We start from the raw sequence: 13,839 nt of genomic DNA, 5'->3' as shown, positions 1-13,839 counted from the left end.
GCTTATTTCTCCGCGCCAGCGGTGAGGCCGCCGACCAAATAACGTTCCAGGAACAGGTAGATTGCGATGATCGGCAGCGCGATGAACACGGATGCGGCGGAAATGTCGTTCCAGTAGGTGACATATTCGCCCTGCATCGTGGTGATGCCGAGATTGGCCGTCCAGTTGTCCGGCGAGTTGACGAGAAAGGTGCGCGCATAGGCATAGTCTGCCCAGCTGAGCACGAAGGCATAAAGTGCGGTGGCGGCAAGCCCCGGTGTGGCGATGGGAAGCACGACGCGCACCATCGCGCCGATCGGCGAGCAGCCATCGACCATGGCAGCCTGTTCCAGTTCCTTCGGAATGGTGTCAAAATAGCCTTTCAGCATCCATGTGGCGAAAGGAATGATCATTGTCGAATGCGCCAGAACCAGCGTCCACAGGCTGCCGATCAGGCCGAAGCTGGAAAAGATCGAAAACAGCGGAATGACGAGCAACGTCGCGGGCAGCATCTTCGCCGTCAGGACGAAGAGACCCATGGTCGAGCCACCCCTCATGGAATAACGCGACAGCGCATAACCGGCGCTGACCGAGACCAGCATCGACAGCGCCACCGAACCGATAGCCGCCAGCATAGAATTCCAGAGCCACAACAGGATCGGTTTTGCCGCCCAGACCCGGGCGAAGATGTCCCACTGCGGATCGTCCGGCCAGAAGGTCGGCGGCAGGCGGTACAGCTCATCGGTGGTGGAAAGTGCTGTGACCAGCAGCCAGTAGACCGGGAACAGGATCATCACCAGCGTGAAGATCACAGTCGCGTAAAGGGCAAGGCTCTGTAAAAGTGTCCGTTTCATCAAAGCCTCCTCAATAGATCGATTTCGAACGCCGGCCGAGCATCAGCAGGCTCGCGACGACGCAGATCACCAGCGTCAGCACGCCGACGGCGGCGGCGCGGCCGAAATTGTGATACTGGAAGGCCTGGTCGTAGGTCATGATCGACAGCGTCTGGGTTGAACGCAGCGGCCCACCGCCGGTCAGAACCTTGATGATGGAAAAGTCGCGGAATACCCACAGCAATGTCAGCACCAGTGTCACACCCAGCACCGGCATTAAAAGCGGCATGGTGATCCAGCGAAAACGCTGCCAGACACTTGCGCCATCCACCTTGGCGGCCGCGTAATAATCAGCGGGAATGGACTGCAGGCCGGCCAGACACATGATCGAGACGAAAGGAAAGCCCTTCCACACCATAGTGATCGCCACTGCCCAGAAGGCGGCCGTGGAACTGCTGACCCACGGAATCATCTGGTCGGTAAAGCCGAGCTTGATCGCCAGCCAGCCGAACAGGCCGAAGGACGTGTCGAACATCCATGCGAAGATGACGACCGCGATGATTTCCGGCACCGCCCAGGGCAGCGCCATTCCCAGTCGCGCGACGGTGCGGCCCTTGAAACGGTTATTGGCGAGAAGGGCCGTGCTGAGGCCAACCGCGACGCTGCCGGCGGTAACGATGATGACCAGCTTCAGTGTTACCCAGCAGGCCAGCCAGAATTCCGGCGACGAGAACAGCCAGGTGTAGTTGCTCAGCGAAAACGGCCGGCTGGCACCGCCGAGCCGGGGTATCTTGACCTGCTGGAACGACAGGTCGATGGCCAGAACGAGCGGCCAGACGATGATGGCGGCTACCATCAGGACCGCGGGCGCGATCAGGATATAGCCGAGGAGATGTTGCCGGCTGGGGCGCGCAAGATCGAAGAACTTGCGACGCCCAGCCCGAACGGGTTCGGTCATGGATGGTCCTCCTGCCGGATGCGGATGATGGGCCACAGCCCTTTGCGGGCCATGGCAAGACAACGGGATCAACCCTTGATGGCTTCGGCCTTTGTCTGCATGGTTTTCGCCACCTCTGCCGGATCGAGATCCTGAATGATCATCCGCTGGCTTTCTTCCATCACCATCTTGCTGAACTCGTTGTAGAAGAGCTCAAGCCCGGTCGGAATGCGGTCGATACCGGCTTCAGACGCGGCCTTCATCGTTTCGATCAGCACCGGAAAATGCGGGATGGTCTTTTCAACACCCGAGACATCCGCCTTCGGGCTTGGCGGGGTGTTGCCGCCTAGGGTGGCGTAACTGCGCTGGAATTCCGGCGTCATCGTCAGCTTGATGAAATCCCAGACCAATGCCTTCTGGTCGTCGGGAATATCGGCCGGCATGGCCAGCACGTTGGACGAGCCGCCAAGCGGCGGATGAAGCGGCGGCGCGACATAAACGATGTCACTCTTGGCCGAACCCTTTTCGGTCGTGCCATAAAGCCACGGTCCATCGAGCCGCATGGCCATCTTGCCATCGGCAAACAGCTTGCGCACGTCGCTGGCGCTCATGTCCACCGGGCTGATGCCGCTCTTCATCACGGTTTTCCATCGGGTCAAACCTTCAACCATCTGCGGCGTATCGATGGTAATGTTGCCGTCCTTGTCAGTCCAGTAGGCGCCGGCGTCGAGAATGTAGTTCAGCATCTCCGTCAGATATTGCCCCGGGCCGCCCTTGGTTTCATGGCCGGTGCCGAACTGGTCGATAATGCCATCGCCGTTCAGATCCTTGGTCGTGGCTTTTGCGGCCGCCAGAAACTCGTCATAGGACTTCGGAACCGCGACGCCCGCCTCTTCCAAAATCTTCTTGTTGTAGGCCATGACGAAACCGAAATAGTTGGTCATGATGCAGACGGTTTCGCCGTTCCATTCGCATTTCTGCTGGCCGGCCCAGCCCGTCATGTCGATGCCATCCTTCTTCAGCCACGGGTCGAGCGGTTCCAGCCAGCCGCTATCGGCAAACATCTGGAATTCGAAGGACGCCAGATGCACGATCTGCGGCGGCTGGTTGGCGGCGAAAAGCGTGGTCATCGTATCCGCGTAGGAACTGCGCTCCGCCTTGGTGAATTCGATCTTCACCCCCGGATGCTGTTTCTCGAAGGCGGCGATGGCGGAATGCCACCATTCGCCCGTTCCGGCATCGTCAGTCTGCCAGGAAATGAATTTCAGCACGGTATCGGCCATGGCGGGCGCAACAGCGCCCATCGTCATCAAAACGGCGGTCGCGGTGCCCAGCGCCAGCTTTTTTATTCTTTTGGTCATGGTTTCCTCCTCCAAAAAACCAAATCAGATACGTTCAATCAGACCGAGTGCCGCCTCCGACGGTCTTACCCCAAGTCCCGGTCCCGACGGCAGGTGATATCTGCCTTGGCGGCAATCCATGTCGCCCTCCAGCAGGCGGCGGTTCGGCTCGAAGATCGAGTGCTGGAATTCGTGCCCCTTCAGCATTGGTAATGTTGATGATGCCTGCAGGCTGGCGGCAAGGAAGATGCCGGCGCCAACGGTGGCATGCGGGATCACGTCAATGCCGTGCTCGGCGGCAAGAGCGCCGATGCGGATGAAATTGGTGATGCCCTTATGGCCCATTTCCGGCTGCACGATTGCGATGCGGCAGCGTTCGATGCGGGCGCGCATATCCCAATGGGTGCGCCATTCCTCGCCAACGGCAATCGGTACGTCGGTATTCTTCGAAACCTTCTCCAGCCCGGCAATATCCTCCGTCCAGACAGGGGCCTCGGCGAACCACGGATCGAAGGGCTTCATTTCGGCAATCAGTTCCAGCGCCCGTTCCGGCGTCTGGTTCCAGTGCATGTCGGCGGCGATCTTCGCCTGCGGGCCAAGCACCTGGCGGAGATTGGCAATTTCCGCCGCCGGGCCGTCATCAGCCACCGGCGTTGCGAATTTGAAAGCGTTGAAACCGCGATCCTGCCAGTATTTTGCCAGTTCCCCGCGCGCCTTCAGCGTTTTTTCAGGCAGGCCGGAAACATAGGCCGGAAACGTATCTACCCCGCCGCCGAGAAGGTCGCGAACCGATTTTCCGGCTTCCTGCCCGGCAATATCCCAGAGCCCTATATCGAGCGCGGCGAGCGCATCGACGTAAAAGCCGCCGGTATAACCGCGCACCCGCATCATGTCGTAAAGATCGTCATAGATTGCCGAAGGATCGGACGCGTCGCGACCGACCACGAAGCCGGCAAGAAGATCATTGATGAGGGCGGCGACCGCGCCGGGGGCGACGATGCCATAGGTCTCACCCCAGCCAACGGTGCCGGCCTCGGTCGTCATGCGCACGAGCACGCTGCGGTCGAACGTGGGGTAGACCGTGCGATTGCCCTTACGCACGATATAGCCGTTGGGATTGACCACCTCACCTTCCCGGAGCGCACCAAGATATGGAACCTTGCGCGGCTGGGTCAGTGTGAAGACCTCGACGGTTGCGATGGGGCTGTTCATGCGGCCTCCGGAGCCACGAGGCCGAGTTCGACCAGATTGGCGTCGATATCGGCAATGGCTGCCGCATCGAGTTCAGGAGTCGGCGCACGCACGCCGATACCTTCGATCACGCCGCGGCGGGCGAGCACATATTTGGTCAGCCGCATGCGATAGACCGCCTGCAGCACCAGAAGCGGCAAGGTTCGGACATAGATCCTGCGGGCCTCGTCCTGCCGTCCGGCACCAAGCGCCCGGTCGATGGCCACATGTTCCTCGACGATTTCCAGCGCAGGCATGGCCGCCGTCGCACCACGAGCATATTCGTCAAGAATGTAACGGGCGCCGCCACCGCCGATGACGCCCTTCAGGGTCGAAGGCGCATGGGCGATGATATGGCTGATGGCCGGGCCGGCAGGAAGCGTTTCTTCCTTGACGTAGGTCACCTGCGGCAAGGCTCGCACGATATCCACGATCGCCTGCGGCGAAAGGTCAGAGCCGCGCGGCGCAGGCGCATTCTGCAGGATGATTTCAACCTCGGGCAGCGCCTCGACGATCCGACCTAGGAATTCGATCAGCGCCGGCGCATCGGTGCCGACAGATTTGGGCGGCTGCACCATCAGGTGGCGGATGCCGAGCGCCAATGCCGCCCGCCCGTGCTCGATCACCTCACGCCAGTCGGCCGCACTGGCACCCGCCACGACCGGCACCCGACCGGTCACCGCATCCACGACGGTCTGCAGCAGCGTTGCGCGCTCGGCGGCATCCAGGGCCTCCACCTCGCTGGCGAAGCCGGGAAATACGACGCCGTCTACCCCCCTGCTGAGCGCGAAGGCTACCAGGCGCCTCATGCCTGCTTCGTCAATGCCGCCATCCGCCAGAAACGGCGTGGGCAGAACAGGGAAAATCCCCTTGAGGTCAGCCACCATCATTTCCCTCCCATTTTAGTACCACAATGTGATACCTTGAATTCACTAATTGACACTACATAGACTCGCATCCTATGACAAGCCCCAAGACGAAATGAATGAGGAGGCTCACGACATGGCAGCACCGGCGACATCGATCATCGTTGATTGGGGAACGACATCACTTCGCGCGGCGCTTGTCGGTGAGGGCGGCGAAGAACTCGATCATCTTGAAACCGACGACGGCATTTCGAGCCTTGGCGAGGGTGAACACGAGGCTGCGCTCATGGCTGCACTCGCGCCCTGGTTCTCTTGCTACGGGGCCTTGCCCGTCGCCGCACTCGGCATGATCACCAGCCGCAACGGCTGGGTGGAGGTTGCTTACGTTCCCTGCCCGGCGGGACCGGAGCGATTGGCCGCAGGCACGCTCAGGAGAACGCTTCCGAACGGGTCGGACCTCGTATTTTTGCCCGGCCTTCAGGATACTCTCAGGAGACCCTTTCCGGATGTCATGCGGGGAGAAGAAACCCAGATCGTCGGCCATGGCCTTGATGAAGACATTACCGTCATCATTCCTGGAACGCACAGCAAATGGGCACGGGTCAAAGCAGGGAAAATCGACGGCTTCCAGACGTTTGTCACCGGTGAAATCTTCAATCTGCTGATCAATCACTCTTTTATCGCCAGAGGCTCGACCCAGCCTCCTGTGGGCGATGGGGACGCCTATCTTTGGGGACTTAACGAGGCGAAGCAATCCGTCGCCATGTCGTCTCTGCTGTTTTCGGCGCGGACGGGTATCCTCGCCGGCAAGCTGTCAGCTGATCAATTGCGCTCATTCGTCCGCGGGCTGGTGATTGGACAGGAGTTTCGCCAGGCGCGGGATGCAGGCTGGTTCGTGGAGGGTGGTGAAGCGACAATCATCGGCAACGATGGTCTGAACGACCTTTACAGGCAGGCGGCGGAGATCTTTGATCTGAAGACATCCATGGGTGCGGAAGATGATCTGACCAGAGGCGCGATTGCTGTTCTGCATCACGCGCTTTCCTGAGAATCTGAAGTCCTGGACTGAAATCCGTCCAGGATTAAAGGAGGCGACATGTACCAATTTCCAGCAAACATAGGCACGAACCGCTATGATAGCGATGTTGTCGCCATCCTGGGGCGGCTGCAACGCCTTGGCTTGCCCGCGGATCCCATTGCCTTCTACGGCTCCTCGTCTTTCCGGATGTGGAGTTCGCTTGCCGAGGATATAAACTCGCTGAATGTCGTCAACCTGGGTTTTGGTGGCGGCACCCTCCTGTCTGCCATGCATTACATGGACCAGCTTCTCGTACCCCTGAAACCGCGACGAACGCTCATATATTTCGGTGAGAACGACATTGCCAGTGAAGGTCAAACGGCCGAAACAGCGTTTCGACATCTCCAGACACTAACCGGTCGAATTTCACAAGCTCTGCCACAAACGCGCTTGCACATTCTTGCGATCAAACCCAGTCCAGCTCGTTGGATCTATCGCGACGAGTTCGAGCGTTTCAACCGGTTGGCAAAGGACTGGGGTGAAAAGCGATCAATGGCGGTCTGGCTGGATCTTAACGGGGATCTTCTTGGTGAAAACGGGCTGCCTATGTTCCGCTATTATCAACCCGACCTCGTTCATCTCAATCCGGCAGGTTATGCGATCTGGGCACAAGCTCTCAAGGCCGCTTTGAAGGAACCCTGTGAGGCTGACGTCTAAACGGGGTGGCGACAACGGTGTCTCCGGCAATCGACGACACATCTCCCATCGATATCGAGCTTTTTTCGACAATGAGGCGGGTGGTGCTGCGCGAATTTGGCGTACAAGGCCTTGATGGCCCCCATCAGTTGGAGACACACGCGTCAACGATCCGAATAATGATCAGTGAAGAGTGGACGACGGACCAGGCCGACCAAAGAGCGCATCGGCTATTTTTCGAAGTTGCTTCATGTCGTCACTCAAGACGTAGCCAGCCGAATCCCCCCTCTGGACGGAAGCAAAAACAAAAGGCACCTTCATCGCGTCGAGAAGCATGGCCAGGTGCATCATGGTTTCTTCATCGACTTCGGCATCGATGATTGCGGCATCGACCTCACCGGCTTCCAATGTCTGCGAGACCTGGCTAACAGAAGAGACAGGGCCCACAATAGTTGCTCCAGCGGCAATGATCTGCACGCGACATCTTGCCGTCAACAGCGCCCGCTGCTCTACAACCATCAGCCTCTTGCCCCTAAAAACGCGTAGCACAAGAATGTCCTCGATTTGTCATCGCGCCTGCGGCACCCCACGCAACCAGCAGTCGACATCGACCCTTGCGCTACGCGCTCAGCTTCCGGATTGAAAGGCCAGCAAAATACAATGGCTGTCTATATCCCCGCAGCAGAACCGCGCTGCGGCCCAGCGGTTCCCGATGAAATCCTGATCGGGCTTTCAGGGGTACCATTATTTTCGTAATTTTTGACGGAACCAACATCCTGGGAGGTGGTTGAATAAAATTCATAAAAAACGGGAAAGTACCCAATGCCACGGTATTACTTCCACTTCCGAGACGCAGAAGGCCTCTCTGTGGATGGGGAAGGTGCAATACTTTCAAACGACGAGCGAGCCTGTGTCGAGGCTACGCAAGCCGCTCGCGAAATGCTGGCAGAGAAGATTCTCAAGAATGAAGTTGTAGATGGCGCCGTGTTCGAGGTTGTCAGAGGCGACGGCGTCCTGATCGCAAAAATCCCGCTGAGATCCGTTGTACGGTTTGAGTGAGCAAGGGTGTCCTCTTCTGAATGTCTATGTCCAGGCAAGGTCGCGTCAAACGATGTCGTCAGGAATGAATCCCTTCGCCTGCTGCCATCGCAGCTTCGAGAAAATTCCATTTTTTCAATAAGTTCCTTCAGCAGACCTCCCTCGATCACGCGATCACAATCGAGAATTATGATACGGTCCATGCTGAAGATGGTCGACAGGCGATGGGCAGTGGCGATAACTGGCTTGCCAACCTTGTAGACCTTATCCGTTTGGCGGTCTGTCTTCGTCCTTCGCTGAGATTACCACGTATTTCGGTTCTTTTTGATTATTCGCTCTATACGCGTTGCAGGAACATCTTGACCTGCCTGCAGTTAGGACCCGTCAAACTCAAGAGAAAAATATGAAGAAGTTTTTGACAGTAAGCTCGCCCTGGCGCGCGGCAACGAGGCCATCAAGCCCTTTGCACAGCAGATGATCACGGACCACCAAAAGACCAGCACCGAGTTGAAGCAACTCATTGAAAGCGGTCAGGTGAAAGCGACGCTGGGCGCCACGACCAGCTCCGCGCACCACGATGCTCGATAACCTGAAAAAGCTGGAGAGCGCGGAATTCGTCGAACAATACAAGGAAGATCAGGTCTCGGTCCATGAAGACGCCGTCGACCTTTTCAAGCGTTACTCCGAGGGCGGAGAAAACCCGGCACTGAAATCGTGGGCTGCCAAAACCCTTCCGGCCCTTCAGCATCACCTCAAAGTCGCCGAGGACCAAGAAAAATGACAGGCAAGACATCCCTGCAAGAAGTGGTGGGGACATGGTTGATTTCCGATGACCAAAGCCCCCACCGGACCTATCGCCGGGTTCGGCGGGGCGGCAGCAGCGGAGGACATACCGCGACAGGTCACGTCTCTCGGCGATAGCCGTCAGAAGCGCTCGGGCAGCCGCGAAAGGCCACGTCCAGCCGAAAGTTGTCCTCTGCCAACCGATAAAGCGCACCATAACCCGCACGTCCGACATCGTGTCGTTCGGCCAGGGGTGCTGACGAGCTGATAGCTTGGTCAATGGCCCGCCGCTGGTCCGCTTCACCTTTTGTAGCACATAACGGATCTCCATCTGCATATTGACCCGCATAAGATCATCAAAGCTGGCAGAGGCGAAGCCTTGGTGGGAATGGTGGAGCGGGCGGTTTCAATACTGAACGTCAGGCTTGTTTGAGATCGCTAATCAGTGTCGGCACCAATTCGCCGACGGTCGGATGGATCGGTACGGCCCATCTGAGTTTTTCGGTTGTGGCCCCGAGGTTCATGGCGTCGAGAACACCGTAGACCGCCTCGTCACCACCGACCCCGAGAAAGGCGGCGCCGAGCACCTGGTCGGTGTCGGCATCGGCGACGAGTTTCAGGAGGCCGAGCGTCTCGCCCTTCTCGATGGCGCGGCCGACACGGCTCATGGGACGGGTCGAGACCTTGATCCTGTGTCCGGCCTCCTTCGCCTGGCGCTCCGTCATGCCAACACGTCCCAGCGGTGGATCGATGTAAAGGCCATAGCTGGGAATGCGGTCAGTCACCTTGCGGTCGCCGCCGTCGAGGAGGTTCGCCGCTACGATCTCGAAATCATTGTAGGATGTGTGGGTGAAGGCTCCTCGCCCATTGCAGTCGCCAAGTGCCCAAACACCGTCGACAGTCGTCTGCAGACGCTCATCCACCGTGATGAAGCCGCGCCGATCGGTCTCAACGCCTGCAAGATCGAGCCCCAGATCGCCGGTATTCGGCTGGCGCCCGACGGCGACTAGGACATGGCTGCCACGAACTTCGCCCTGATCAGTCCGCACGACCACGTCTGCGCCGTCTCTGGCGACGGACAGCAAATTGTGGCCCCGAAGAACGCTGATGCCATCCCTGGTCAGGATGCCTGCGATGGCTTGCGAGATATCCGTGTCCTCCCGAGCCGCCAGATGCTGCCCGCGCTCGACGACAGTGACCTTCGCGCCGAAGCGCCGATACATCTGGGCGAATTCCAATCCAATATAACTGCCACCGAGAATGACCAGATGCTTCGGCAATGCCTCGAGTGCGATCATCGAAGTGCTAGTAAGATAAGGCACGTCGGTGAGGCCCGGAACATCGGGGATATGCGGCCGCGCGCCGACATTGATAAAGATTTGCGGGGCGGTGTAATGTTTCCCTTCCACGGACACCGCCTTCGCGGCGACGAATTTGGCGTGGCCATAGACCACATCCATCGTCTCGAGGCTGTCGAACCACGCCGCCAGACCGCTTCTCGCGTCAAGGGTCACCTTCCTGGCGCGGGCTGCCACGGTTGACATGTCCATGATCGGCTCGCCACCAATCTTGACGCCGAATTCCGATGCGCGCCGTGCGACCTCGGCGGCCTTGGCACTGGCAACCAGCGCCTTTGTCGGCATGCACCCGGCGTTTACGCAGGTTCCGCCAAGAAATTTCCGTTCGATCAGGACTACCTTGCGGCCCATCGCGGCCATGCGGGCGGCGAGGAACGGTCCGGCCTGTCCTGCCCCGATGAAGATCGCGTCGTACTCTCTCATGACACGGCCGCCGCGGTGAGCAGTGCGAGTGCGATGGCGACGAAATCTTCTACCAGGGCGGCGGGGAGGTCACGGCCGAACCGGTTAGCGAGATAGGCGCGACCAGCCGCACCGCCAAAGGTTCCAACTGTAGCGCCGATGATACCCCCGAGGAAGCCAACCACCACCATGCCGTCAGTTGCGGCGATCGTCGCACCGCTGAGAGCGCCCGTCGCGATGCGTGCTCCTAACTGCGTGGGCAGTTTGCGTGAAGGCGTGCTGGGAAGCTGGTCGGTGATGAGCTCGACGATGGCAAGCCCGGTAAGAATCGTCACAGCCCAGAGCGAACCCATGAAGGAGAGGCTGCTTTGAGAGATGTCGAACCATCCGAGATAAGCGCCCCAGGCAACTGCGGCGGGAGCGGTCATGGCGCGTAGACCGGCGACGATTCCTATCAGAATTGAGAGAAGAATGAGCATGCAGGTCCCCTGAGTTGTGCAAATCAAGACCGTGCGGCGGTGTCTGGTCGTCGGACAGATGACAGAATATCGTAGCACGTTTGGAGGCGTCAGCTCTGGAGGAAGGCCGTATGTCAGCGCTGATCATGCCCGATTGATTGTCAACATGCCGTGGCCCAGGGCCCGGTAGGTCTTTGAGCGTACCATGTCTGGGCCCTTTGGTCGACAGCGGCGCTGCGTGGCGCAGGCGCCGTCCCTTCTTCGTGCAGGGGTCATTCTGGCCCCTCAAATATGATGATCGACCCTGTTTCACATGATCATTTGATAGAGCATAAGGTGATAATGGGCCATCTTCACCCCTGCCCTATTCGCCTTCCGATCATGTCAATCGGCAGGAGGCCGAGCGCCACCGGTCAACGGTCATACGAGACGGCGCATGACCGTGGGGATGACGTGGCGTCACCGCCGGCGATCGGGCATGTTCAGCGATGAAGTCTGGAAAGCTCAGCATCGGTCAACGTAGCGGTTTCCCTCCGTATCACGATAATAACAACGGCCGGGCTGTCCTGCCACGTTTCCGATCAAGGCGCCGGATACGCCACCAACGGCGGCACCAACCGCGGCACCGCGAACATTGCCGGTGGCTACACCGCCAACGACGGCGCCTGTTGCAGCGCCTATCCCGGCACCCTTTTCTGTCGATGTGCATGCTGTCAGACACAGTCCTACACATCCGACGATGAGAAACTTGTTCATTTGAACCTCCGTTACAGTCTGCTCCTGGCAGAGATTTCTTCGGCCTGTCGCATCACTGCGACGAACCGAGCCTGACCGGATCGTCACGCTGAAATCATCGAACCAGCTCCGGCGCCTAAAGTTCCTGACAAGGCCGTTTCAACGCATCGGGCAGCTCTTCCAGATGGCAGAGATGCAGAATCAGAGCCTTTGTCATCCTTTGGGAGGGAAGCGAGCCTCAGGAACCTCGCTTGATGATGGAAGTTAGACCATTTCAAACAGAAGAGAGAAAACCGTGTGATGCCGCAGCGGCTCATCCGTCACCCGCGGCGGCAACATTGCGCTGTGGAAACGAGCCGCTTGCTCCTGTCTCGCTGACCGATGAGAGCGCCTGTCATGCCATATGATCGCGAACAGCCCGGAAACACGGTTCTTGCCCCAGCTTGGATCATCGCCCTGACGATCCTTTCGGGTTGCTCCGGCAGACAGTCTGCCCTGGCGCCGGCAGGGGATGAAGCCGAGGCGATCTTTCAGCTGTTCCTTGTCATGGTCATCGGCGGCGCGCTGCTCTGGATTTTTGTCGCCGGCCTGCTCCTCCTCGCTGAACGTCGCCGTGCTCAACCGTGGTCGAAGGAAAACGCGGGGCGCCTGATTGCTTGGGGCGGGGTGGCTTTTCCGGTCGTCATTCTCTTCGCCCTGTTGACCTACACCGTCTGGCTGATGCCAGGTATCCGGCCCTGGTTGTCCCGATCCACGGCAGCGGAAGCGACGATCGAAGTAATCGGTGAGCGCTTCTGGTGGCGCATTCGCTATCCGCCGGCCTCCGGCATTGCTGCTTTCGAAACAGCGAACGAACTGCGTCTGCCGGTCGGGCAACGCACCGTGTTTTCCCTGAAGGCGGCGGACGTCATCCATTCAGCTCGACCAGCGGCAGTCATCACACCTCACGTTCGAATTTCTCATACAGGAAGTTCACCAGCGCGCGCACTCTAGCGATGCCTGCGCGCGCTGGCGGCATCAATATGTGCAAGTCTGCTCCTGCGTGACTATAGCCGGGGACTACGACTTCGAGATCACCTCGGGCAAGCGACTCTTGAATCATGAAGAGGGGCAGTACTACAATACCAAGTCCGCCGCGCGCGGCGGCAAGCATCATTTGACCATTGTCTGTGCGAAACTGCGAGTTCACGCGAACTTGTTCCCATCCGTCGGGGCCATGAAAACGCCAGCTTACCGAATCGAAGGAGTAAAGTATGGCGTTGTGCGCAGCCAGTTCAGCGGGCTTCGAGGGGCGCCCTCTGGCTTCCAGATAGGATGGACTGGCAACGACAGCCCAACGGACCTTTGCAAGTTTTCTCGTAATCAGCACGGAATCAGGGATGCTTCCGATCCTTACCGCCAAGTCATACGCCTCGGCGACAAGATCCGGCTGACGGTCTTCAAAGCGGACATCGAAATGAATCCGTGGATGGAGGAGGGCGAACTCTGCCAGCAGCGGAGCGAGACAGAACTCTCCAAAAGCCACGGGAACCGAGACTCTAACCTGACCAGATGCCTCAGTCGTCGACCTTACAACCATCTCCTGCGCGGACTCTAATTCGGCCAACCCGGAAGCTACTCGTACATGATACTCACGGCCAACATCTGTGAGGGTTGTTCCCTTTTGGGAACGTGTGAGGAGCGTTGCACCTAGAAAATTCTCCAAGCGACTGACGCGGCGACTGACGATCGATTTAGCGATCCCTAAACGGCTAGCCGCACCTGCGATACTACCAGTTTCGACTACCCGAATAAAGGAGATCAAGTCCAGGATCTCAACAGATTCAGGTTCCGCCATTAGCAACTCCACACCCCAGTAAATGCGGCTACTGCAACATGGGCTGCGCAATATTGTCAAGTTATCAATTCGTTCGCCGCTCGCCGTTAAGCTATTGGGTTTCGCCTCAGACCCTTTCAACTTGTTCGACCTCGAACCCTCACTCAACTCATTTCTTAGGTAGGACTTTCTGTTTCGGTTGATACAGACGCCGTTTGACGTTTCGAAGCCATGGTCATGGCCGACACTCCGAACCAAAAGTCATTAAGCAAGCTTCATTACGAAGCCGGTCCCGCCCATATGATCGCCCAAATCGAGGCCCTGCTGCGTCAATTGCACGCGAAGGCGCT

14 protein-coding genes and 2 pseudogenes are annotated in these 13,839 nt (G+C 58.6%); 6 read left to right on the top strand and 10 right to left on the bottom strand.

The genetic code is table 11. The features are described from left to right. Window positions 1-2: 2 nt before the first annotated feature. The 5 genes from ASB65_RS16090 to ASB65_RS16070 all read right to left on the bottom strand — a co-directional run bounded on the left by ASB65_RS16090 (window position 3) and on the right by ASB65_RS16070 (window position 5,206). Window positions 3-833: a carbohydrate ABC transporter permease gene (locus ASB65_RS16090; protein ID WP_060724664.1), complete on the bottom strand. Its 831-nt coding sequence runs from the start codon at window positions 831-833 to the stop codon at window positions 3-5. Between the two features lie 10 nt (window positions 834-843). Further along, window positions 844-1,770, bottom strand: coding sequence for a carbohydrate ABC transporter permease (locus tag ASB65_RS16085; RefSeq protein WP_060724663.1), 927 nt, complete (start codon window positions 1,768-1,770; stop codon window positions 844-846). Window positions 1,771-1,838: 68 nt separating this feature from the next. Then, the gene (locus ASB65_RS16080) at window positions 1,839-3,110 is read right to left on the bottom strand and encodes an ABC transporter substrate-binding protein (protein ID WP_060724662.1); all 1,272 of its coding nucleotides are present in this window, start codon (window positions 3,108-3,110) and stop codon (window positions 1,839-1,841) included. Between the two features lie 24 nt (window positions 3,111-3,134). Then, entirely contained in the window at window positions 3,135-4,301 is a 1,167-nt protein-coding gene (locus ASB65_RS16075) for a mandelate racemase/muconate lactonizing enzyme family protein (RefSeq protein ID WP_060724661.1), read from the bottom strand. Further along, window positions 4,298-5,206 carry a dihydrodipicolinate synthase family protein gene (locus tag ASB65_RS16070; protein ID WP_060724660.1) on the bottom strand — a complete coding sequence of 303 codons (909 nt, stop codon included), beginning with the start codon at window positions 5,204-5,206 and terminating at the stop codon, window positions 4,298-4,300. Before ASB65_RS16070 ends, ASB65_RS16075 begins: the two co-directional genes overlap by 4 nt. A gap of 115 nt (window positions 5,207-5,321) precedes the next feature. Here ASB65_RS16070 and ASB65_RS16065 point away from each other — a divergent pair, with 115 nt between their 5' ends. Both ASB65_RS16065 and ASB65_RS16060 read left to right on the top strand, forming a co-directional pair. Further along, entirely contained in the window at window positions 5,322-6,233 is a 912-nt protein-coding gene (locus ASB65_RS16065) for a 2-dehydro-3-deoxygalactonokinase (protein ID WP_060724659.1), read from the top strand. A 48-nt stretch (window positions 6,234-6,281) separates the two neighbouring features. Next, window positions 6,282-6,920 (top strand): SGNH/GDSL hydrolase family protein, encoded by a 639-nt coding sequence (locus ASB65_RS16060; protein WP_060724658.1) that lies wholly within the window; start codon window positions 6,282-6,284, stop codon window positions 6,918-6,920. Window positions 6,921-7,082: 162 nt separating this feature from the next. Here ASB65_RS16060 and ASB65_RS16055 read toward each other — a convergent pair whose 3' ends face one another. After that, window positions 7,083-7,418 carry a hypothetical protein gene (locus ASB65_RS16055; RefSeq protein WP_153464168.1) on the bottom strand — a complete coding sequence of 112 codons (336 nt, stop codon included), beginning with the start codon at window positions 7,416-7,418 and terminating at the stop codon, window positions 7,083-7,085. 303 nt (window positions 7,419-7,721) lie between these two features. On the opposite strand from ASB65_RS16055, the gene ASB65_RS16050 reads away from it, so the two are divergent. Continuing rightward, on the top strand, window positions 7,722-7,958 hold the full coding sequence (locus ASB65_RS16050) for a DUF6894 family protein (protein WP_060724656.1): 237 nt from the start codon (window positions 7,722-7,724) through the stop codon (window positions 7,956-7,958). Between the two features lie 411 nt (window positions 7,959-8,369). Continuing rightward, window positions 8,370-8,718, top strand: a pseudogene (locus tag ASB65_RS29240) (DUF4142 domain-containing protein). Between the two features lie 421 nt (window positions 8,719-9,139). On the opposite strand, the gene ASB65_RS16040 reads toward ASB65_RS29240, so the two are convergent. From ASB65_RS16040 to ASB65_RS27485, 3 genes are all read right to left on the bottom strand, one after another. Then, complete coding sequence (locus ASB65_RS16040; RefSeq protein ID WP_060724654.1) at window positions 9,140-10,501, bottom strand: FAD-containing oxidoreductase; 1,362 nt, start codon at window positions 10,499-10,501, stop codon at window positions 9,140-9,142. After that, on the bottom strand, window positions 10,498-10,959 hold the full coding sequence (locus ASB65_RS16035) for a DUF4126 family protein (protein WP_060724653.1): 462 nt from the start codon (window positions 10,957-10,959) through the stop codon (window positions 10,498-10,500). Before ASB65_RS16035 ends, ASB65_RS16040 begins: the two co-directional genes overlap by 4 nt. Window positions 10,960-11,442: 483 nt before the next feature. Then, window positions 11,443-11,694 carry a glycine zipper family protein gene (locus ASB65_RS27485; RefSeq protein WP_080868731.1) on the bottom strand — a complete coding sequence of 84 codons (252 nt, stop codon included), beginning with the start codon at window positions 11,692-11,694 and terminating at the stop codon, window positions 11,443-11,445. Window positions 11,695-12,069: 375 nt separating this feature from the next. On the opposite strand from ASB65_RS27485, the gene ASB65_RS28275 reads away from it, so the two are divergent. Next, a complete protein-coding gene (locus ASB65_RS28275; protein ID WP_060724652.1) occupies window positions 12,070-12,666 on the top strand; it encodes a hypothetical protein in 597 nt (198 codons plus the stop codon). Here the strand turns inward: ASB65_RS28275 and ASB65_RS27475 are convergent. Next, on the bottom strand, window positions 12,611-13,510 hold the full coding sequence (locus ASB65_RS27475; protein WP_080868728.1) for a LysR family transcriptional regulator: 900 nt from the start codon (window positions 13,508-13,510) through the stop codon (window positions 12,611-12,613). The genes ASB65_RS28275 and ASB65_RS27475 overlap by 56 nt on opposite strands. 204 nt (window positions 13,511-13,714) lie before the next feature. Between ASB65_RS27475 and ASB65_RS28925 the strand changes: the two are divergent. After that, window positions 13,715-13,839 (top strand): annotated as a pseudogene (locus tag ASB65_RS28925) (TetR family transcriptional regulator); the annotation flags it as partial.

This window comes from Agrobacterium tumefaciens str. B6 (genome assembly GCF_001541315.1).
Lineage (GTDB): Bacteria > Pseudomonadota > Alphaproteobacteria > Rhizobiales > Rhizobiaceae > Agrobacterium > Agrobacterium radiobacter.
Note: the sequence above shows the minus strand (reverse complement) of the source record. Positions and strands in the feature narration are given on the sequence as shown.